At 67.3% G+C, this 20,318-nt stretch carries 18 protein-coding genes and 1 pseudogene; 10 read left to right on the top strand and 9 right to left on the bottom strand.

The features are described 5' to 3' along the window. Positions 1–6: 6 nt before the first annotated feature. Together LHL23_RS16320 and LHL23_RS16315 are read right to left on the bottom strand one after the other, a co-directional pair. On the bottom strand, positions 7–954 hold the full coding sequence (locus LHL23_RS16320; protein WP_226430686.1) for a glycosyltransferase family 2 protein: 948 nt from the start codon (positions 952–954) through the stop codon (positions 7–9). Then, positions 951–1,487 carry a hypothetical protein gene (locus LHL23_RS16315; protein WP_226430685.1) on the bottom strand — a complete coding sequence of 179 codons (537 nt, stop codon included), beginning with the start codon at positions 1,485–1,487 and terminating at the stop codon, positions 951–953. Before LHL23_RS16315 ends, LHL23_RS16320 begins: the two co-directional genes overlap by 4 nt. A gap of 204 nt (positions 1,488–1,691) precedes the next feature. On the opposite strand from LHL23_RS16315, the gene LHL23_RS16310 reads away from it, so the two are divergent. From LHL23_RS16310 to LHL23_RS16285, 6 genes are all read left to right on the top strand, one after another. Next, a complete protein-coding gene (locus LHL23_RS16310) occupies positions 1,692–3,302 on the top strand; it encodes an aldolase catalytic domain-containing protein (RefSeq protein WP_226430684.1) in 1,611 nt (536 codons plus the stop codon). A 4-nt stretch (positions 3,303–3,306) separates the two neighbouring features. After that, positions 3,307–4,047: a 3-deoxy-manno-octulosonate cytidylyltransferase gene (locus LHL23_RS16305; RefSeq protein ID WP_226430683.1), complete on the top strand. Its 741-nt coding sequence runs from the start codon at positions 3,307–3,309 to the stop codon at positions 4,045–4,047. Next, positions 4,047–4,694 (top strand): HAD family hydrolase, encoded by a 648-nt coding sequence (locus LHL23_RS16300; RefSeq protein ID WP_226430682.1) that lies wholly within the window; start codon positions 4,047–4,049, stop codon positions 4,692–4,694. Before LHL23_RS16305 ends, LHL23_RS16300 begins: the two co-directional genes overlap by 1 nt. 48 nt (positions 4,695–4,742) lie before the next feature. Then, positions 4,743–5,765 (top strand): hypothetical protein, encoded by a 1,023-nt coding sequence (locus LHL23_RS16295; RefSeq protein WP_226430681.1) that lies wholly within the window; start codon positions 4,743–4,745, stop codon positions 5,763–5,765. Positions 5,766–5,817: 52 nt separating this feature from the next. Beyond that, positions 5,818–6,645 (top strand): glycosyltransferase family 2 protein, encoded by an 828-nt coding sequence (locus tag LHL23_RS16290; protein ID WP_226430680.1) that lies wholly within the window; start codon positions 5,818–5,820, stop codon positions 6,643–6,645. A 68-nt stretch (positions 6,646–6,713) separates the two neighbouring features. Further along, positions 6,714–7,916, top strand: a complete 1,203-nt coding sequence (locus LHL23_RS16285) for a hypothetical protein (protein WP_226430679.1) — start codon at positions 6,714–6,716, stop codon at positions 7,914–7,916. A gap of 75 nt (positions 7,917–7,991) precedes the next feature. Here the strand turns inward: LHL23_RS16285 and fcl are convergent, their stop codons facing one another. From fcl to LHL23_RS16260, 5 genes are all read right to left on the bottom strand, one after another. Continuing rightward, on the bottom strand, positions 7,992–8,972 hold the full coding sequence (fcl, locus tag LHL23_RS16280; protein ID WP_226430678.1) for a GDP-L-fucose synthase: 981 nt from the start codon (positions 8,970–8,972) through the stop codon (positions 7,992–7,994). A 4-nt stretch (positions 8,973–8,976) separates the two neighbouring features. Further along, entirely contained in the window at positions 8,977–10,095 is a 1,119-nt protein-coding gene (gmd, locus tag LHL23_RS16275) for a GDP-mannose 4,6-dehydratase (RefSeq protein ID WP_226430677.1), read from the bottom strand. 83 nt (positions 10,096–10,178) lie between these two features. Then, positions 10,179–11,138 carry a sulfotransferase gene (locus tag LHL23_RS16270; protein ID WP_226430676.1) on the bottom strand — a complete coding sequence of 320 codons (960 nt, stop codon included), beginning with the start codon at positions 11,136–11,138 and terminating at the stop codon, positions 10,179–10,181. After that, a complete protein-coding gene (locus tag LHL23_RS16265) occupies positions 11,135–12,775 on the bottom strand; it encodes a hypothetical protein (protein ID WP_226430675.1) in 1,641 nt (546 codons plus the stop codon). Before LHL23_RS16265 ends, LHL23_RS16270 begins: the two co-directional genes overlap by 4 nt. A 1-nt stretch (position 12,776) precedes the next feature. Further along, positions 12,777–13,658, bottom strand: a complete 882-nt coding sequence (locus LHL23_RS16260; protein ID WP_226430674.1) for a hypothetical protein — start codon at positions 13,656–13,658, stop codon at positions 12,777–12,779. A gap of 142 nt (positions 13,659–13,800) precedes the next feature. On the opposite strand from LHL23_RS16260, the gene LHL23_RS16255 reads away from it, so the two are divergent. Next, the gene (locus tag LHL23_RS16255; protein ID WP_226430673.1) at positions 13,801–14,859 is read left to right on the top strand and encodes a glycosyltransferase family 10 domain-containing protein; all 1,059 of its coding nucleotides are present in this window, start codon (positions 13,801–13,803) and stop codon (positions 14,857–14,859) included. Between the two features lie 21 nt (positions 14,860–14,880). On the opposite strand, the gene LHL23_RS16250 is transcribed toward LHL23_RS16255, so the two are convergent. Continuing rightward, positions 14,881–15,159: a hypothetical protein gene (locus tag LHL23_RS16250; protein ID WP_226430672.1), complete on the bottom strand. Its 279-nt coding sequence runs from the start codon at positions 15,157–15,159 to the stop codon at positions 14,881–14,883. A 408-nt stretch (positions 15,160–15,567) separates the two neighbouring features. On the opposite strand from LHL23_RS16250, the gene LHL23_RS16245 reads away from it, so the two are divergent. Both LHL23_RS16245 and LHL23_RS16240 read left to right on the top strand, forming a co-directional pair. Beyond that, the gene (locus LHL23_RS16245; protein ID WP_226430671.1) at positions 15,568–17,004 is read left to right on the top strand and encodes a mannose-1-phosphate guanylyltransferase/mannose-6-phosphate isomerase; all 1,437 of its coding nucleotides are present in this window, start codon (positions 15,568–15,570) and stop codon (positions 17,002–17,004) included. Between the two features lie 4 nt (positions 17,005–17,008). Further along, positions 17,009–17,995, top strand: a complete 987-nt coding sequence (locus LHL23_RS16240) for an ATP-grasp fold amidoligase family protein (protein ID WP_226430670.1) — start codon at positions 17,009–17,011, stop codon at positions 17,993–17,995. Between the two features lie 29 nt (positions 17,996–18,024). Here the strand turns inward: LHL23_RS16240 and LHL23_RS16235 are convergent, their stop codons facing one another. Continuing rightward, complete coding sequence (locus LHL23_RS16235; RefSeq protein WP_226430669.1) at positions 18,025–19,209, bottom strand: DUF2793 domain-containing protein; 1,185 nt, start codon at positions 19,207–19,209, stop codon at positions 18,025–18,027. 274 nt (positions 19,210–19,483) lie between these two features. Here LHL23_RS16235 and LHL23_RS16230 point away from each other — a divergent pair. Then, positions 19,484–20,318 (top strand): annotated as a pseudogene (locus LHL23_RS16230) (calcium-binding protein); the annotation flags it as partial.

The following is a 20,318-nucleotide window of genomic DNA, read 5'->3' as shown; positions in this document are numbered from 1 at the left end:
GCGGGGTCAGGCCCGGCGGCGCTCTGCAGCGGGCGCCTCCAGCAGGCCGGGCAGGTTGGCCGGGGCAGCCTGCGCATGGGCGGCGAGGAAGGCGCTGGTCCGCTGGGCCAGCTGCGGATGCAGCCGAGGGTCCAGATTGTTCTTCACCCACTGCATCAGCCCGGCAAAGAACGACCAGAAGGGCTGCAGGTAGAGATCCAGGCTCCGGTCCTGTATTTCGGCAGCGACCCTGGCGAGGGGGATGAACACCTGCAGCCGTTCGGCGCCGGTCCGGTTGGTCAGCCGGCCGCCGGTCCCGCTGACCTGGTGGAGGACGGCGGGCTGGGTGCTGGCCAGAATCCGCCGGGCCTTGAGGAAGCTCATCCAGTGCAGCTCGATGTCGTTGTGGACCGGGGTTTCGGAGCAGCCGATGCCGTGCTCGCGCAAAAAAGCAGTCCGGTAGATCTTGTTCCAGGGGTAGTTCGAGGTTTGCACCAGCTGTGCCGCGGCAAAGGGCGTGACCGGCGACAGGGCGCCCAGGGACAGGCCTGCCGCATCCCAGAAAACCTGATCGTAGGGCATCTGGCCGAACGCCGCCTGCGCCTCCCGGCGGGTGTCGTGATGCTGGAACAGGCAGAAGTCGAAATCCTGGCCGGCAAGATCCTGCAGCAGCCAGGGCAGGGCGCGTGTGGGACGGTCATCTGCATCCAGGAACAGGACGCGGGAAGTCCGGACATGCGCAAGCGCCAGGTTGCGGGCAGCGCCGGCGCCTTTTGCCGTCTCGTGGCGCAGCAGCTGCAGCTGCCCGGCTCCCAGGCCGGCCGCGGCCTGCAGGACGGTGCCCTGAAGCGGCTCCTGCGATCCGTCATCCACCACCACAATCTGTTCCGCGCAGCCGAGTGCCCGCAGCATGCGCAGCAGGCGCAGCAGGCTGGCGCAATCGTTATGCGCGGGGATGGCGACGGTCAGGCTCACAGGAAGAACAGCCGCAAGTCATGCAGCTCCAGGCGGCAGCTGCGGGCGGGCAGGAACAACACCAGTTCAAACCATTCCGCATCCAGCGGCAGATGCGGGCAGCTGGGCAGATGCAGCGTGTCCATGTGGTCGGAGGGTTCTGCCCGGGCCAGCAGGTGGCGCGGAAAGAAGCAGTCGGAATACCCGCCGCCGGCCAGACCGGCCCGCAGGCAAGGGCGCAGCACCTCGGCGCCGGCGGCCGCGCTCCGGCAGGCCACCCCGGCATAGCGGAAGGGCAGCAGGTCCAGCTGTCCCAGCTCCAGATGCAAACCGATCCACTCTCCCGGGCCCGCGGTTTCGAGGTCAAGCTCCAGCAGCCGCCCGGCCGGGGACCGCCAAGCGCCTCCCGCCTGCAGCGCAGGGTCTGCGTGCAGCTTCAGCGTGCCGTCCAGGATCCCGCCGCCGATGCGGCCGCTGCCGGTGCCGGCTTGCAGCCCGGCCAGGGCCTGGTTGAAGGGCGCGCAGGGGCCCAGGGGGGAGGTGGCAGGGGTCAAGCCGGCCGTTCCTTTCCGGTGCGGGTATGCGGCGGCTGCATGTTGCCGGCCGCGGGGTTCAAGGTTGCAGATCTAAGCGAAGCTCTGTATTCCCGCAACCACAGGATGCGATCATTCTGAGCGTGCATTGCGTGTTTCTTGCTTTCGTTTGGCGGGATTTCAGAAAAAAATGTGCACCGGGCAGAATAATGAGGGCGGGTTAAGATGTCAGAAACATTGCTGCTGGACTGCACGCTGCGGGATGGAGGGTATTATAATGCCTGGGATTTTCCGCAAGAGCTGGTCGAAGCCTATCTGGAAGCCATGAGAGCCGCCCGGGTCGATGTTGTCGAGCTGGGCTTCAGGTTCTTGAAAAATAATGGCTTTAAGGGAGCTTGCGCCTATACCAGCGATGAGTATCTGCGCAGTTTGAACATCCCGGAAGAGCTGCAGGTCGCGGTCATGGTGAATGGCGCCGACCTGCTGGCGGATCTTGGGCTCGAGGCCGCTCTGGAGCAGCTGTTTCCGGAGCCTGCCGCCGCAGTGCCGGTCGATCTGGTGCGCCTGGCCTGCCACTTCCGCGAGGTCAAGCAGGTGCTGCCGGCGGCGGCCTGGCTGAAGGAGCGGGGCTACCGGGTCGGATTCAACCTTATGCAGATTGCCGACCGCAGCCGGGAAGAGGTGGTGGAACTGGCCCGCGAGGCCCGCGCCTGGCCGGTGGAAGTGCTCTATTTTGCCGACAGCATGGGCAGCATGGCACCGCAGGATACGGCCCGCATCATTGGCTGGCTGCGCCAGGAATGGGACGGCCCGATCGGCATCCACACCCATGACAACATGGGGCTGGCGCTGCAGAACACGCTGCGGGCGCATGCCGAGGGCGCGACCTGGCTGGACGCCACCGTGACCGGCATGGGCCGCGGCCCGGGCAACGCCCGCACCGAGGAGCTGGTGATCGAAGCGCAGGCGCTGCGCGGCCGCCCGGCCAACCTGGTGCCGCTGATGAGCCTCCTGCGGCAGCATTTCCAGCCGATGAAGGAACGCTATGGCTGGGGCACCAACCCCTATTACTACCTGTCCGGAAAATACGGCATCCACCCGACCTACATTCAGAACATGCTGCTGGATTCCCGCTACAGCGAAGAGGATATCCTGGCCGTCATTGAGCATCTGCGCCAGGAAGGCGGCAAGAGCTTCAGCAGCGCCGCGCTGGATGGCGCGCGCAATTTCTATCAGGGCGAGGCGCGGGGCAGCTGGCAGCCGCGCTCCATGCTGGAGGGCCGCGAAGTGCTGATCATCGGCGCCGGCGCCGGCGCGCAGCAGCACCGGGCGGCGCTGGAGGCCTATGTGCGCCGGGCGCAGCCTGTGGTGATTGCGCTGAACACGCACAGCGGTATTTCCGAAGGGCTGATCGACCTGCGCGCGGCCTGCCATCCGGTCCGGCTGATGGCCGACAGCGAGGCGCATCTGGCGCTGCGCCAGCCGCTGATCACCCCGGCCACGATGCTGCCCGCGGACCTGAGCGGCCGGCTCCGCAGCAAGGAGCTGCTGGACTTCGGCATCAGCCTGGACGAGGACCGGTTTGAGTTCGGCGACAGCCACTGCATTTCCCCCAGCCTGCTTGTGCTGGCCTATGCAATGGCCGCGGCGGCGGCCGGCGGCGCCAGCCGGGTGCTGCTGGCGGGCTTTGACGGCTATGCGCCCGGCGATGCCCGCAACCGGGAGGTGGAGGACGTGCTGCGGCTTCTGGAGCAGACCCCGGGCAGCCCGCAGGTGATTTCGGTAACCCCGAGCCGCTACAAGCATCTGAAGCAAATCTCAGTTTACGGAATGTGATCCCATGACGGCCTGTGTCATTATCCCCGCCCGCTATGCCTCGACCCGCTACCCCGGCAAGCCGCTGGTGCCGCTGCTGGGCAAGCCGATGATCCTTTGGGTGGCCGAGCTCAGCGCCCGCGCGGTGGGCCGCGAGCATGTCTATGTGGCCACCGAAGACAGCCGCATCAGCGAGGTGGTGGAGAATGCAGGCTTCAAGGCGCTGATGACCAGCAGCGCAGCGCTGACCGGCACCGACCGCCTGGCCGAGGCGGCGCAGATGATCGACTATGACATCTACGTCAACGTGCAGGGCGACGAGCCGCTGGTGAATCCGGAGGACATCAGCCGCTGCGTGGAGCTGAAGGCAGCGGACCCGAGCCGGATCGTCAACGGTTTCGCCTGGATCGGCGAAGGCGAGGATCCGCACAGCGTCAACATCCCCAAGGTGATCACCACCGAGGATGACGTCATGGTGTATATGTCGCGGCTGGCGCTGCCGGGGTTCAAGGACCCGAAATATGCGCCCGAGCGCTACAAGAAGCAGGTGTGCATCTACGGCTTCACCCGTGAGGAGCTGCAGGCGTTCCAGGGCTTCGGCCGCAAGGGCACGCTGGAGAAGAGCGAAGATATCGAGATCCTGCGGTTCCAGGAGCTGGGCCGCAAGATTGTGATGTATGAGACCTCGCCCGGCACCATGGCTGTGGATGTGCCGGAGGATGTGGCCCCGGTGGAAGCGGCCCTGCGGCGGCTTTGGAAGCTGTAATGGCGGCCGGCTATCAGACCCTGGTCTTTGACTGCGACGGGGTGATCCTGGATTCCAACCGGGTGAAGACCGGGGCCTTCCGCCAGGCCGCGCTGCCCTACGGGGCTGCGGCGGCAGAGGCGCTGGTCGCGCATCATGTCGCGCATGGCGGTGTTTCCCGTTACCGGAAATTTCAGCATTTTCTGGAAGAAATCGTGCCGGGCCAAAGCGGACCCGGCCTGGAAGAACTGCTGGCGGCCTATGCCGGCGCGGTGCGGGACGGGCTGATGCGCTGTGCCGTGGCGCCGGGGCTGGAGGCGCTGCGCACGGCCTGGCCGGAGCAGCGCTGGCTGATCGTTTCCGGCGGCGATCAGGCCGAGCTGCGGGACATCTTTGCCGCCCGCGGCCTGGACCGGCTGTTCGACGGCGGCATTTTCGGCAGCCCCGACACCAAGGAGGCGATCCTGGCGCGGGAGCTGGACTGCGGCAATATCCGCCCGCAGGCGCTGTTCCTGGGCGACAGCACCTATGACCACCGCGCTGCCGCTGCCGCCGGCCTGGACTTCGTGTTCATCAGCGGCTGGAGCGAGGTGGCGGACTGGCCCGGCTATGTGCAGCAGCACCAGCTGCGCAGCCTGGCCGCCGTCGGGGATCTGGCCAGCGCATAGAAAAGGCGGCGGGCTGGCGCCGCGTGACGAGGGAAAGAGGAGCAGCCGGTGAACACGCAAATCACATCTGCCGTATTTGCGGCTTCCGGACAGGATGCGTCTGCTGCGGAGTTCTATCTGGCGGATTGCACGGAGGCCGCGGGCTTTGCCGAAGCGCTGCAGGCCGCGGGCGGCCGCTTCGAGCGCCTTGACGGGGCGCCGGGAGACTGGCGGACGGCGCAGGCGCATCCGGTCCTGGTGATCTATGAACGGGCGGAAACTGCCGTCTGCAAGGGGCTGGCCGGCGGGCAGAGCCCGGCGCAGGCGCTGGAGCACTGGCAGGCGCGGGCGCAGGCGCTGCTGGTGTTCTGCCGCAAGAACCGCCGCCGCCTGGCGCTGGTGGAGGCCGGCAGCTTGCGCCGCGATCCGGACCCGGTGCTGGAGCGGGTTTGCTGGCAGCTCGGCATCAAGGCTTTGCCAAGGCTGTCCTGGGACCCGGCAGCGCCTGCGGCCGGGCCGGTCTGGCAGGTGATTGCGGATCAGGCGGTGGCGGGTGCTTCTGAGGCGGCGGCCCTGAATGCCGAGCTGGAGGCCCGTGCGGTTCCCGCTGGCGGGCAGCCGGATGCCCTGGCTGCCGCGGATCAGGCGGCGCAGGCCTGCCGGCAGCAGCTGCAGGATCTGGCAGCGCTGCGCAGCGCACAGGGCCAGCAGCAGGCGCAGCGGCGGGAAACCGACGGCCGGCTGGCGGCGCTGGAGGCGCAGGCGGCGGCGAAGCAGAGCCAGGCGGAATTGCTGCAGCTGCAGCTGCGCAGCCTGCAGGAGGCCCTGGAAGCGGAGCGGCGCCAGACGGCCAGGCTGGCGGAGGCCGATGCGGCGCTGAGCGAAGAGCGCCGGGTGAAACTGCTGCGCGGCGAGACGATCCAGAAGCTGCGCGGACAGATTGCTGAACTGGAGGCGCAGCTTGGCGAGCGTGATGCCCGGCTGGCAGAAAAGGACGCTCAGATGCAGGCGCTGCGGGATTCCAGCTCCTGGCGGATCACCGCGCCGATGCGGCGGATCAAGCTTGCCTTGACCCGCCGCCGCGGGCCATAAGCCCCGGCGCCTGCCGCAGGCTGTTTCCGGCACTAACTCAAAGGATACCTGAATGGACTACCCGAAGATTTCGATGGTGATCGGCAGCTTCAACCGGCGCAAGCTGCTGCAGCTGTGCATTGATGCGGTGCGCAAGGAGCTGGAGGGGGAATCCTACGAAATCATCGTGGTGGACGGCGGCTCGACGGACGGAACCGTCGAGTGGCTGACCCAGCAGAAGGACATCATTTCCCTGATTCAGCACAACCGGGGGGAATGGAACGGCAAGAAGATCGACCGCAAGCCCTGGGCTTATTTCATGAACCTGGCGTTCAAATGCGCCAGCGGCAAATATATCTGCATGCTGTCTGATGACAGCCTGATTGTGCCGGGGGCGATCGTGAACGGGGTCGACCTGTTCGACGAGATGCTGGAGCAGGGGGTGAAACTGGGCGGCGTGGCCTTTTATTTCCGCGACTACCCGGTGCGCAAGAAATATGCCGTCGCCATCAATGTCGGCAATCTCTACGTCAACCACGGTCTTTATCTGAATGCGGCGATGAAAGAGGTGGGCTACTGCGACGAGGATTACCACTTCTATTTCTCCGACACCGACCTGTGCCTGAAGATGAAGGCGGCGGGCTACAGGGTGATCCGCTCCAAGACCTCTTTTGTTGAGCATTACTTCGAGGCCACGCCGGAGATCCGCGCCTCCAACAATGACGACCGCAAGGAGCAGGACCGCATGCGGCTGATCTCCAAATGGGCAGGCACCGCCTATCCGGAAGGCGAGCGGGAAAAATACGAGAAAATCGTGGGCTACTGGGACTACCACCCCAGGGGGTTCGACGATCCCCTGAACACGATCCAGAGGCTGATCGATGCCAGCGCGCCGGACTGAGCCGGGCCGCGGCTCCGGGAGGGCAGGGAGTGAGCAACAGGGAGTGCGCGCCGCGCATCGTTTGATTTGTGACTGACATTACGGATTTTCTTTCGGACCGGAAGCTGTGGCGCGAGATCCTGTTTGCCGATCTTTACAGCCTGAAGCAGAAGAACGCTGAGGAAAAGGCGGCAGTGCGGGAGGCCTGGCTGCGCGATTTCCTCTATTCGGACTACCGCCTGCCGCAGCAGCGCGAGACCGGCGCGGTGTTTTTCCGCAGCCTGGTGCGCGACGATTACAAGGGGCTGTTCCATGCGGTGATCGAAGCCTCGGGGATCCGCGACCGGGTGGTTGCGGAGGATTATCAGCACCGGACCCGGCCTGCCCGGCTGAATGCCGCCGCCAGCCGCTACATGCTGGAGAATGCGGCCCTGTTCGATGTGCTGGACATCGCCGATCCGCTTGACCGGGCCTGCTGTTTCATCCGCGCCTGCAAATACGGCTTCATTCTTGAGCATTTCCGCAAGATGACCTTCAAGGCGCTGATCTGCTTTGCCGACATGCAGCCGGTGGAGCATCTGCTGGCACGCTATTTCCGCGCGCAGGGGGTCGCCACTGTCACGCTGCAGCACGGGCTTTACGTGGACTATGGCGATATGGATACGGTGAATGTGATCAATTACGAGCACCAGCCGTCTGAGTATTTCCTGTCCTGGGGGCCGGAAACCTCGCAGCTGATCCAGCGCCACCATCCCGCGAACACCACGGTGGACTGCGGCAAGCCGCTGATCTTCAACGCGGCCGCCGAAGAGGCAGGCCAGGCGCCCCGGCCCTATATTGCGGTGTTCCTCGATCAGCAGATCTTTAACCGGCAGAACGAAGAGATGCTGCAGATTGCAACCGCCTGTGCCCGCCGCACCGGGCGTGCGGTCAAGGTGCGTTTCCACCCGTCGGTCCGCAAGGAGGAGTTCTTCGCGAAGTTCCCGGACATCCGCGAGCAGCTGCATTTCCAGGACGCGGATTTCGTCATCGGCCATACTTCGTCGCTGATCTATGAGGCCTTGTCCCTGGGCTGCCGGGTGCTGCGCTATGACAGCGAAATTCCAAGTATCCCGCTGCCCGGCAGCTGCACCTTTTCCACGCAGGAGCAGCTGGAGGCCCGCCTGGCGCTGCCGCAGCCCGAAGGGCTGGCGCAGCAGTATTTCTGCGCCACGGGCGAGGCGTCGCTGCGGCGTTATGCAGGGTTCTTCCGGGAGGTGCTGCCAGAGCTTTCCGGCCAGGCCGCAGCCTGACCACCCCCCGCGGAATGACAGAAAAAGGCGCGGTCCCCGGGGGCCGCGCCTTTGCCTTGTGGTTCTTTCTGGGCTCTATTTGGCGCGCAGATTGTCCAGCCCTTGGGACAGGAACCAGCCGTAGGTGCCGCGCACCCCGTCTTCGAGGCTGATCCCGGCCTGCCAGCCCAGCCGTTTCAGGCGGGAGACATCCATCAGCTTGCGCGGGGTGCCGTCGGGCTTGGACGGGTCGGTCAGGATTTCCCCCTTGAACCCGGTCACCTCTGCCACCAGCTGCGCCAGCTCCAGGATCGAGACATCCGTGCCGCAGCCGACGTTGATGTGGCTGAGCATCACCTCGGTCTCGCGCTGGTAGGTCTCCGTATCCAGATCCATCACGAACAGCGAGGCTTCGGCCATGTCGTCCACATGCAGGAACTCGCGACGCGGCGTGCCCGAGCCCCAGATGGTGACCGACGCAGCGCCCGCCTCTGCCGCCTCGTGGAAGCGGCGGATCAGCGCCGGCAGCACATGGGAGTTCTCGGGGTGGAAATTGTCGCCCGGCCCGTAGAGGTTGGTCGGCATCACCGAGCGGTAGTCCACGCCGTACTGCCGGTTGTAGCTTTCGCACAGCTTGATGCCCGCAATCTTGGCAATCGCATAGGGCTCGTTGGTGGGCTCCAGCACGCCGGTCAGCAGCGCATCCTCCGCCATCGGCTGCGGCGCCATCTTCGGGTAGATGCAGGAGGAGCCGAGCTGCAAGAGCTTCTGCACGCCCGCCTCGAAGGCGGCGTGGATCACATTGCACTCGATCATCAGGTTTTCATAGATGAACTCAGCCGGGTAGGAATTGTTGGCAACAATGCCGCCCACCTTGGCCGCCGCCAGGATCACCTGATCGGGTTTCTCCGCCTGGAAAAACGTCCGCACTGCGGCCTGATCGGTCAGGTCCAGTTCGGCGCTGGTGCGGGTGATCAGCGCCAGGTCTTCCCCCGCCGCCTGGCGCGCCTCCAGGCGGCGCAGGATGGCGCCGCCGACCATGCCGCGGTGGCCGGCCACATAGATCTTTGCTGCCATCGCCTCAGCCCTCCACGCTGACCGGCAGCTCGTAGCCGTGCTCCTTCAAGAGCGCATGGCGGCGGGCGGTTTTCAGGTCTTCGGCGACCATCTCGGCGCACATTTCCTGGGTGGTGATCTCCGGCTCCCAGCCCAGTTTCTGCTTGGCTTTCGCGGGATCGCCCAAGAGCGTCTCCACCTCCGCCGGGCGGAAATAACGCGGGTCGATGCGCATGATCACGTCGCCGGGCTTGAGCGCCGGCGCCTTATCGCCCTCAATCATGGCCACGGTGGCAATCTCGTCAACACCCGTGCCGGTGAACTCCAGGTGGATGCCCAGCTCCGCGGCGGCCCAGGCGATGAACTGGCGCACCGAATACTGCTTGCCGGTGGCGATCACGAAATCCTCAGGCGCCTCCTGCTGCAGCATCATCCACTGCATCCGCACATAGTCCTTGGCATGGCCCCAGTCGCGCAGCGCGTCGATGTTGCCCATGTAGAGACAGGGCTCCAGGCCTTGCGCGATATTGGCCAGGCCGCGGGTGATCTTGCGGGTCACGAAGGTCTCGCCGCGGCGCGGGCTCTCGTGGTTGAACAGGATGCCGTTGCAGGCATACATGCCATAGGCCTCGCGGTAGTTCACCGTGATCCAGTAGCTGTAGAGCTTGGCCACCGCATAAGGCGAGCGCGGGTAGAACGGCGTGGTCTCGCGCTGCGGGGTTTCCTGCACCAGGCCGTAAAGCTCCGAGGTCGATGCCTGGTAGAAGCGGGTCTTCTTCTCCAGGCCGAGGAACCGGATCGCCTCCAGCAGGCGCAGGGTGCCCATGGCATCCACGTCGGCAGTATATTCCGGGCTCTCGAAGGAGACCGCCACATGGCTCTGCGCGCCCAGGTTATAGACCTCGTCGGGCTGCACCTCTTGCAGGATGCGGGTCAGGTTCGAGCTGTCGGTGAGATCGCCGTAATGCAGCTTGAAGCGGGCATTGTCCACATGCGGGTCCTGGTAGATGTGGTCCACCCGCTCGGTGTTGAACAGCGAGGCGCGGCGCTTGATGCCATGCACCTCATAGCCCTTCTTCAGAAGGAATTCCGCCAGGTAGGAGCCGTCCTGGCCGGTAATGCCGGTGATCAGTGCTTTCTTCATTGCAAAACCCTGTACTGTCTGCCTCATACGCTTGCCCCGTGATTAGGGCAGATACGCCGGGAAGAGAAGGGCAGGTTTCCCGTTCAGGCGGATTCCCGGCCCGGTTCCGGGTCATAGCCCAGGCGGCCGCACAAGCTGGCATAGGCGGAGGAGGCCCCGGCCTCCTGCGCCAGCTCCTCCGGCACCGGCCGCCGCGGCCGGGGTTCGATCGCTTCGCCGCGGCGGCCGCTGTCGCCGGACAGCGCTATGGCGGCAAAATCATCCTGGAAGTCCGGATTGAAGGCCAGCCCGAGGATCTTGCAGATCTGCGTCATGCGCGCCTGCGGCTCCGCCACGAAATCCTCGTAGCGCAACAGCTCCGCCCCGGCGTAATGATCCAGGAAGGCCAGGTAGCGGCGGGCGTATTCCTCCAGCGCGGCCGGCTGCCAATGCACCCAGTTCTGGCGCAGCAGGCTGAGGTAGGAATCCAGCGGATGGCGCACGGTGACCAGGCTCTGCAAACGGTAGCCGCCCTGCTCCAGGATCTGGCGCAGCGACGGCCGCTCCGGGATGGCGCTGCCGCAGCAGAAATGGCTGTGGGCATGATCGCGCAGGATCAGGTCGCGGCCTTCGGCGCGGGTGTCCATCTCCAGCGCCGCCAGCCCGGCCCGGAAGATGCGCAGCAGCGTCTCTTGCTCCGGCGGGCTGGAGCCCAGCTTGGCCAGGCCGATCAGGTCGGCGGGCAGGAAGCTGTTCCGGTGGGTCATCGTGCTCAGCGGATCGACCTCGCTCAGCAGCCGGGTGCAGGGCATCGCGGCAATGCAGCGGCTGATCAGGGTGCCGCCGGTGCAGGCGAAATGATGCACCGTGCGCAGCAGCGGCGGCTGCGGCCGGCCCGCCAGCTCTTCCCCTTCTGCCAGCAGTTCCGGCAGCTCTGCCGAGGACTGCAGCCGCCCGGCCAGGGCGGCATCCCGCTGGGCGGCGGCGGCCGTCAGGGCCAGCTGCCGCTCCAGATCCGTTTCCGGGGCCTGTTTCAGCGGCTGATGCGGGACCAGGCCGCTCATGCGCCGCTGCCGCTTCTGAGAACGGCGGCGGCGGCCAGCACCGGCCGGGCCTCTTCCGGGGCGCTGTCATCCATCAGGTGGCTGAGGCAGGCCCCGGTGCGGCGCAGCAGATCCTCCTGCGCCTCCTGGCGCTGCAGGAGAGCGCTGTAGCGCTTCTGCAATTCCTTCAGATCCGCTTCGCGGCGGCTTTGCAGCCGCAGCGCCACCGCCAGGGACTGCTGCGCCTGCCGGGCTTCGGCCCCGGCTGCTGCCGCCTTGTCCTTTGCGGCCTGCCGGGCCTCAGAACCGGCCGACGTTTGTGCTTCCAGCTGCGCCACCCGCGCGGCCAGCTTTTCCGCTTCGGTCTTGGTGCTGCTGCGGGCAGATGCGGTCTCGTCCAAGTCCTCTGCCAGGCGCCGGTTTTCCGCTTCCAGCTCCGCCATCCGCGCGGCCTGCTCTTCCGCTTCGGCTTCGGCCCTGCTGCGGGCGGAGGCGGTGTCTTCCAGATCCTGCGCCTGGCGCCGGTTTTCCGCCTCCAGCTCCGCCATCCGCGCGGCCAGTTTCTCCGCTTCGGCTTCGGCCCTGCTGCGGGCGGAGGCGGCGTCTTCCAGATCCTGCGCCTGGCGCCGGTTTTCCGCCTCCAGCTCCGCCATCCGCGCGGCCAGTTTCTCCGCTTCGGCTTCGGCCCTGCTGCGGGCAGAGGCGGCGTCTTCCAGATCCTGCGCCTGGCGCCGGTTTTCCGCCTCCAGCTCCGCCATCCGCGCGGCCAGTTTCTTCGCTTCGGCTTCGGCCCTGCTGCGGGCAGAGGCGGCGTCTTCCAGATCCTGCGCCTGGCGCCGGTTTTCCGCCTCCAGCTCCGCTACCCGCGCGGCCAGTTTCTCCGTTTCGGCCGCAGCGCGGCGGCGGGCAGAGGCGGCCTCGTCTAGATCCTTGGCCCGGCGCTGGGTTTCCGCCTCCACCGCTGCATGTGCAGCGGTCAGTTCTTTCTCCAGCTCCGCTATCTGAAGAGCGAGGGGATCCAGTTCCAAAAAACAGGTTGGAAAATCCGGATCCTGGTTTCCAGTATGCAGCAGCCGCCATCCGGCCTCCAGCAGCAGCTGCAGAGTTTCATCCATGGGCAAGCTGTCTTCATAAAGCGCGTCAGCCGGGAGACTGAGGCATAGATAGCGGAAGCCGCCCAGCTGCTCCAAGTCCAGCAACTGGCGCAGGATCGCAGCTTCCTGGCCGGGGCAGTTGACTGCCAGCAGGCCGGGCCCCGCAGCAGAGCGCTCCGGGATGTCCAGCAGGCTGCTCAGGGGCTCTGTCTTCACCTGCACCGTGTCGCTCAGGCGCAATCCGGGAAAGATTTTGTTCAGGCCGCTCGGGCGGCGGCAGCTGGACAGAGAGCGGAAATTAAAGATGTAAAACGGGCATTGCCCGGCCGCGTCCGCTACGGCCGTCTCGCGCAGCTGCGCGCCGGCGGCCGCACACATAGGTCTGAGTGCCGCTGCCCTTCCGGGGTCTGCTTCGGTCAGCAGGATATGTTTGGCACCGCTGTCCAAACAGGCTTTGGCGGCCTCTGGGCCGACGTTGCCAATGCCAAGGTAAACCAGCGTGCCAAGGCCGCCGGACTGTTTGATCCGGGCAAGCTGGGCTTGAAAGAAGGTGCTGTCTTGCATGTTATGCCTTGCTTCCTCCTGTCCGGCCCCGGCGCTGTCTCCGCAGCGGGGCAATGAAACGGAGGACCTGGGATTTCGGATTTTGCGGGCTTTTCTGCGCCTCGGCCTGTTTTTCTGCCAGCTGCCGCTGCAACATCTCTGCTCGCGCTGCAAGGCGGCGGGCTTTGCGCCCCGCTGCCTGCAGGGCCTGCTCTTTTCCGGCAATCTTCTGCCGCAGCGCCTCCGCCATGCTGCGGTTCAGGGACTGCAGCGTTTCCAGCTCGTGATGCATCAGATTCTTCTGCTCCTGAAGGAGCGTGATCTGTGCGCGTTCAGCCAAGTAAGCCTGCGCGGCGGCCGCCGGGCCCGGGCGGCTTGCCGGGGCGGCGGGCAGGGCGGTCTGCTGCAGTGCCCGGGACAGGCTCAGAGCACCGCTGTCCTGCTGCAGGCAGGCCGTGGCCAGCGCCAGCAGCACGGGGTCGCTTGCCATCGGCGTAACCGGAGCCGGCAGCGCTTCCCGGGCAGCGCCGGCGGCCGGGTCTGAATGCGGAAGAAAGCTTTCCGGAGCGAGGAGGAACTGGCTCAGCTCCGCCGCGGCAATCTGCGGCCCCCCGTCACGGAGCGCCTGCAGAATGCCGCTGGCCTGCGCGGCCCAGGCGGCCAGGGCTTCGTCCGGGGCCTGATCCTGCAGGAAGGCCTGGCAGATGCAGTGTTCCGGGAGAGGGTAAAGCAGCAGCGCCGGGCCGCGGCCGGCCTCCAGCGGGCTGTTCAGCCGTTCCAGGCCGAAGCGGGCAGACACGGCCTCCAGCGCCGCGCCGGAACCGGTGCCCGCCGGATACCAGATGTACCGTGCCGGTGTCCCGGCTGTCTTGGGTGTCGCATCTATTTGCACTGTTTTATGCATTTGCCTGCAGTTCGCCTTCAGGCAAGCAATCCAACTGTCGGCAGGCGGAGTCAACCGCAGAGCAAACCTGGGCGGAGACTTCAGGGCTGCGCTTGCCCTGCTGCCGCGGTAAGAGGGGCGGATAAGGGACAGGCAGGAACGCATGATCAGAATCCACATGACTGGCAGGCATATCAGGCGGTCGCCGCTCAGCTACAGTGCCTTGGCACCGCTGTTTGTGGGCTGGGCAGAGCGTGCTGCAGAGCCGGAAACAGCTGATCTGTATCTTTTTGCCCACATCATGGACATTGAAGAGGCGCCGCGGGCGGTTATTGATGCTTGGCGGCGGCGGCAGAAGCCGGTTGTCCTGCTGTCCGAGGAGCCATTCTGGGACACCATCTGGGGCCGCCGGCCGCTGGAGAGAGAACTGATCGTGGACACTCGCTTCGGGGCGGTGCCGGTGATCCAGCTGAACCATGCCACCAGCAGCATCTTCCGGTTTGCGCGGATCCCTTATTACCTGCTGACCAACCATCGTTTCGCCAATGCCTATGCGGCCCGGTTCACCCGCAATTCGGCCTTGGATGCGGCGGGCTGGCAAGCGTGTTTCGAGGCGCGCAGCACCGATCTCACCTTCATGTTCGAGCGCCGGCCTGAGCCGCATCACGCGGTGCAATGGCCGGAGGCCGGCATCATTGGCCTGTGCTCTTGGCGCACAGAGTTGGCGGAGGCGGCGCGGGCCGGTGCTGTGGAGCGGCTGGGGCGCAGCTGGCAGGGCGGAGAAAGCAGGTTTCAGCAGCGCAACTGGTATCTGGACAAGATCACCCGCCTGGACTGCCGGGCCCGGATGCTGGGGGCGTTTGAGAACACCCATCAGCCGGATTATGTGACCGAGAAGATTTTCGATGCCTTCGCCTGCGGGTCTGTGCCGCTGTACTTTGCTTCTCCGCAGCACCGCATTCATGACTTCGGCTTGCCGGAGGAGGCCTGGATCAACCTGCACGGAATGAGCGTGCCGGAGGCTGCGGCCCAGCTGGAGGGGCTGGGCTGCGGCCGGGATTGGGTCCGGAACTGGGGCCGGGAGCGGTTTGCGGCTTATGCTGGCGCGCAGCGGCAGCTGGCGGAGCGGTTCTGCGATCCCGCGCTTTGGCTGGCAGAGCGCAAGCGGCTGGCGGCAGCGGTGAAAGCCGAACTGGCAGCTGTGCTGGGGGAGCCGGGCTGAGCCCGGCCGCGGCCGGGCGGATCAGTTCATAACCAGCAGTTCAAGTTTGCGGAACGTGGCGCGGAACCGGGCTGTTTGAAAGAACAGGTTGACCTCGCAGCCGCTGCTGCACGCGAGCAGATCCGGATCCAAGGGAATATGCGATACCTGCTCCAGGTCTTCGCCGGCGCAGACAACCGGGGCAGCTGCGGTTTCGGCGAAACCGCCGCTTTCCAGATAATACCGCAAGGTGGGGGTATAGATCAGCAAGTCTTCGCTTCTGGCCGCCGCAAGCAGGCCGAGGTAGCGGGCATTGAGCAATTGCGGCAGTCCTAGATGGATCCCCAGGCTGGCCCAGAGGCCGCTGTCGCCGTTTTCCAGTGTGAGCGCAAACCCGTCTGCCGCCGGGGCGCAAGACAGTTTTGCCTGCCCTTCAGGATCCGTGGACAGCCAGAGATCCGCGCCGGCGCCAAGGGGGCAATGCCCCGGTGCAGCGGCTTGCACAGGCGCATGGCGCAGAGCTTGAAGCTGGGCTGTGATGGTGGCAAACGTTGGGGGGGTCACGGTCTGGCCTTCTGGTCGTTTGGATGCTGCGGACAGATGTCCTCGGGGCGCTTTCTAAGCCAGCCGGCCAGGGCTGGAAACACCTGTCGTGAAACAGAGCGGCAGACCATAACATCTGAGCAGAGCGCTTTCCCGGTGAGGAATGCTGACATTTGGAGCAATAACATGATTACCCCCATTCTTCTTTGCGGCGGCTCCGGCACCCGGCTGTGGCCCTTGTCGCGCAAGAGCTACCCCAAGCAGTTCGTGCCGCTCACTGGCGAAGAGACGCTGTTCCAGGCCTCTGCGCAGCGGCTGTCGGGGGAGGGCTTTGCAGCGCCGCTGGTGCTGACCAATTCCGATTTCCGCTTCATCGTGACCGAGCAGCTGGCCGGCGCCGGCGTCGATCCCGGCGCCATCCTGATCGAGCCCGCGGGCCGCAATACTGCGCCCGCGGTGCTGGCGGCGGCGCTGTGGCTGGAGAAAACGGACCCCGAGGGGCTGATGCTGGTGGCGCCGTCGGACCATGTGGTGCCCGATGCCGCGGCCTTCCGCGCAGCGGCGGCGGCGGGCGAGGCGGCGGCGCGCGCAGGGCAGCTCGTCACCTTCGGCATCAAGCCGGACCGGGCGGAGACCGGCTACGGCTATCTGGAGCTCGACGGCGATCCCGGCGGTTTCGAGCCCAAGCCCATCGGCCTCAAGCGGTTTGTCGAAAAGCCGGACCAGAAGGCAGCGGAGAAGATGCTGGCCTCCGGCCGGTTCCTGTGGAACGCGGGCATCTTCCTGTTTTCGGTCAAGGCCATCCTGGCCGCCTTCCGCCAGCACGCGCCGGAGCTCTTGGCGCCGGTGCAGGGGGCGGTGGCGCAGGGGCAGCCCGATCTCGGCTTTCTGCGGCTCGATCCGGAGGCCTGGGCCGGGGCCGCGGATATTTCGATCGACTATGCGGTGATGGAGAAGGCGGACAACCTGGCCGTTGTGCCCTTTGCCGGCGGCTGGTCGGATCTCGGCGGCTGGGACGCGGTCTGGCGCGAGGGGGCGCGGGATGAAAACGGCGTTGCGGCGACGGGCCATGCCACTGCGATCGATTGCGAAGACAGCCTGCTGCGCTCGGAGGACGGCCAGCTGGAGCTGGTCGGCATCGGCCTCAGGAACGTGATTGCGGTGGCGATGCCCGATGCGGTGCTGGTGGCGGATGCCTCCCGCGCCCAGGACGTTAAGCAGGCGGTGGCGGAGCTGAAGGCGAAGGCGGCGAAACAGGCCACCGAGTTTCCCAAGGACCACCGCCCCTGGGGCTGGTTCGAAAGCCTGGCGGTAGGCGACCGCTTCCAGGTGAAGCGGATCCATGTGCATCCCGGCGCGGCGCTCAGCTTGCAGAGCCACCATCACCGCTCCGAGCATTGGATCGTGGTCGAGGGCACGGCCAAGGTCACCGTGGACGATGAGGTCAAGCTGGTGACCGAGAACCAGTCGGTCTACATCCCGCTGGGCGCGGTGCACCGGATGGAGAACCCGGGCAAGGTGCCGATGGTGCTGGTCGAGGTGCAGACCGGCAGCTACTTGGGCGAGGATGACATCATCCGCTACGAGGATGTCTATGCCCGCGGCCAGGGCGCCAAGGGCTAGGGCTTTGCTGCAGACGGACGGGCCGGGCGCGGAAGCCTGGGTGCCGCGGCCGGCGGCCCCCGGCCGGGCGCGGGTGCTGCTGCGCGCGGGGCGGCGGGCGCTGCAGGGCGGGGCCAGGGCCGAAGGGCTGGCGCTGACCGCGGCCGCCTGCGCGCTGGATGCGTCTCTGTTCTGCCGTCCCTGGGGGCTGCTGCCGCATCTGCAGGCCGAAGGCCGGGGCAGCCTCCGGCCGCGGATGCGGGCGCGGCTGCAGTCCTGGTACCAGGCGCCCCGCAGCCAGGTGCATGCGCATGTTTCGGCGCTCAGCCGCAAGATGGCGATGCGGGCCTATGTCGAAGACCTGGGCCTGCCGCTGCCGCGGCTGTACCAGGCTGCCCCCCGGCTGGAGGCGCTGGACTGGGCGGCGCTGCCGGAGCGGGTGGTCGTCAAGCCGCAGAATGCGTCCTCCTGCAGGGGGGTGATCGTGGCGGCGGCGGGCTGGGACCATATCGGGCGGGCCGCCTGCGGCGGCGGTCTGCCGGGCTATGCCCAAGCGCTCTACGGCCGCACCTTCGAGACCCCGGTGCCGGTCATGGCCGAAGAGCTGCTGGCGGATGTGCAGGCGGCAGAGGATCCGGCGCTGGCGGTCCCGCGCGATTTCAAGGTGTTTGCCGCGGGCGGCCATGCCGGCTTTGTCTGCGTGCATGACCGCAACGCCCCGGACGGCAAGCGCAGCCTGGCCACGGTGGACCGCGAGGGGCGCCGCCTGCCGCATGCGGAGAAAGGCTGGCCCGAGGCGGAGGAGTTCACGGTGCCGCCCGGCTACGGCGCGCTGATTGCCATGGCCGAGCATCTGTCGCGGCGGCTGCCCTGGCTGCTGCGGCTGGATTTCTACCTGACCCCGCGGGGGCCGGTGTTCGGCGAGCTGACCAGCTATCCCAATGCCGGGGGGAAGTTCACCGGTTTTGCCCGCCGCACCCTGCTGCAGATGTGGGAGCTCTGGCCCGACTGACCTGCGGCAGGCGCAGGCGGGGCCCGGCATCAGCGGACCAGCCATTCCTCCACCTCCGGCGCGGCCTGCCGCATCCGGATCCAGCCCGGGGCCACGGGCTGGCCGCGGCGCAGGCGCAGCTTGCCGAGCAGCCCCACCAGCGCCCATTCCGGGCGCGCCTCCCGCGGCAGGTAGGCCCGGGCGGGATCATAGGCGGGGTTTTCCAGCGGGCGCCCCTCCGCATCGCGCAGCAGCGCGCCGTAATCGTCGCGCTGCCAGCGCCCTTTCCACCCGCCCATGTCGCCGTCGCCGATCACCGCCGGGCTGGCGCTGATCACGCCGGCGGGGGGCTCGCCGGGGTCCGCGGGGCGGATCCTTGCGCCCTCCAGCACCACCGAGATCCCGCGGCGGTCCTCAGCCCCGGGGTTGCCGTCGGCCCATTCGAACCATTCGGCGTAATCGGCGCCGCCGCCGGTCCAGGCGCCGGCGCAGCTGCCGTTGCCATCGGCGCCGAGCCGGAAATCCGGGCTGCCGCTGCCGGCCAGCAGGTAGTCGGCGCTGCCGCCGGCAATCTCCAGATGCGCCGCCGGGCTGGCGGTGCCGAGGCCCGCATAGCCGCTGGCGGCGGCCAGCGTCAGCGCCGTGTGCCAGCTGCTGCCGTCGCCGGAGACCTTGACCGAGAGATCGTCATTGCCGGCTAGGCCGATCTCGGCGCGGCCGCTCCAGCTGGTCTGCAGCAGCAGCGCGGCGGTGTCGGCGGCGGCGGCCTTGTTCAGCTTCAGCTGATGGCCGCTGCCTGAGTGGGTCAGCAGCGTCGCGGGCCCCGCAACCGACAGCGGATTGGCGGCATCCGCCGTGGTTCCGACCCCGACGCGGGCGAGGTTCTGGGTTGCGGCGGGCGGCAGGATCCAGGCGCTGCCGTCCCAGATCCTCAGCTCGCTCTCGGCCGCGCCCCAGGCGCGCCAGCCCGGCCGCGGCGCCAGGAACAGCCAGCCCTCGCCCTGCCAGACCGCGATTTCCGCGCCGTGGCCGGCCCAGGCGCCGGCGGGGCTGGCTGCCAGCACATGGGTCTCGCCCAGGCCCGGGCTGGCGGGGGGCGTGGCGGCATCGAAGCCTTCGGCGCTGAGCTGCACCAGCGCATCCAGCATCTGCAGCGCCTCATTGTGGGTCACATGTTTCTGCGCTTGGGACGGCATCAGATAGGGCAGGGCGAGGATCGGCGAGGCCTGGGTCATGGCGGGGCTCCTGTTGCGGGGCAGAGGGGGATCTTGCGCGCCAGACTGCCAGAGCCGCGTCAAGGCGGCGCTAACGGGGCGTACGCCGGGTGCGCAACACCTCCTTGGGGCCTGCCCGCGGGCTGGGCATGTTCCGCCCCCGTTCCCGGCTTGTTCGCGCAATTGTCGTCAATCTGTAAACAATGTCCCTGATTTTGCCTGTTTTGCTTCCTGCTTTGCGCCGCGCCCGCCCGCCAGCTTCGCGCCTGGGTTTTGAGACGCAAGGGAGCGGGCCATGGCACTGGCATTCAGCGGACGGTTCGGCACGGAAGATCTGATTTTCGGCAGCGACCTGCGCGATCTGGAGATCGCGGTGCAGGACGGGCAGGCCACGCTTTACGCCATCACCGGGATGAACGGCGGCATCAGCTGCTGGCGGCTGGACGGCAGCGGCCGGCTGCCGCAGCTGCAGGACCAGGCGCTGCACGGGCAGGCCTCCCTGCGCACCGGCAGTTTCCAGCTGGCAGAGGCGGGCGGCAGCCTGCGGCTGGTGCAGGAGGGCACCGCCGGCAGCGCCTTCACCTCCTGGGGGCTGCAGGCGGACGGCAGCCTGGGCCGCCAGAACAGCGCGGCGCTGGACGCGGCGGAGCCGGGCGGGTTCGGCGCGGCGGCGGTGCTGCAGCTGGCGGATGGCAAGAGCGCGTTCTACGGCGTCTCCCAGGCCGGCGGCCGGCTGCAGGGCTGGCGGCTGGATGCGGCGGGCGCGGCGGAAGCGGCGGCGGGCCGCGCGGGCGGCGATGCGGCTTATGCGCTGGAGGGCGCGGCGCTGCTGGCCGCGGTGCAGGGGCCGGGCGGGCCGGTGCTGCTGGCGGCGGATGCGCAGGGGCTGCGGAGCTACCGTGCGGATGCGGCGGACGGCAGCCTGTCGCCGGCCGGGGAACTGGGGCTGGAGCAGGGGCTGGCGGTCTCTGGCATCACCGCGCTGGAAACCGTTGAGGCCGGCGGGCGGACCTGGGTGCTGGCGGGCGCGTCGGGCAGCAGCTCGATCAGCGTGATGGAGCTGGACGCGGGCGGCGGCCTGCGCTTTGCCGGCCAGGTGAATGACACCCAGGAGACCCGGTTCGGCGGCC

It is taken from the genome of Leisingera sp. McT4-56, from assembly GCF_020514995.1.
GTDB classification, from domain to species: Bacteria; Pseudomonadota; Alphaproteobacteria; order Rhodobacterales; family Rhodobacteraceae; genus Leisingera; species Leisingera aquaemixtae_A.
This window is presented reverse-complemented; position numbering and strand designations above follow the sequence as displayed.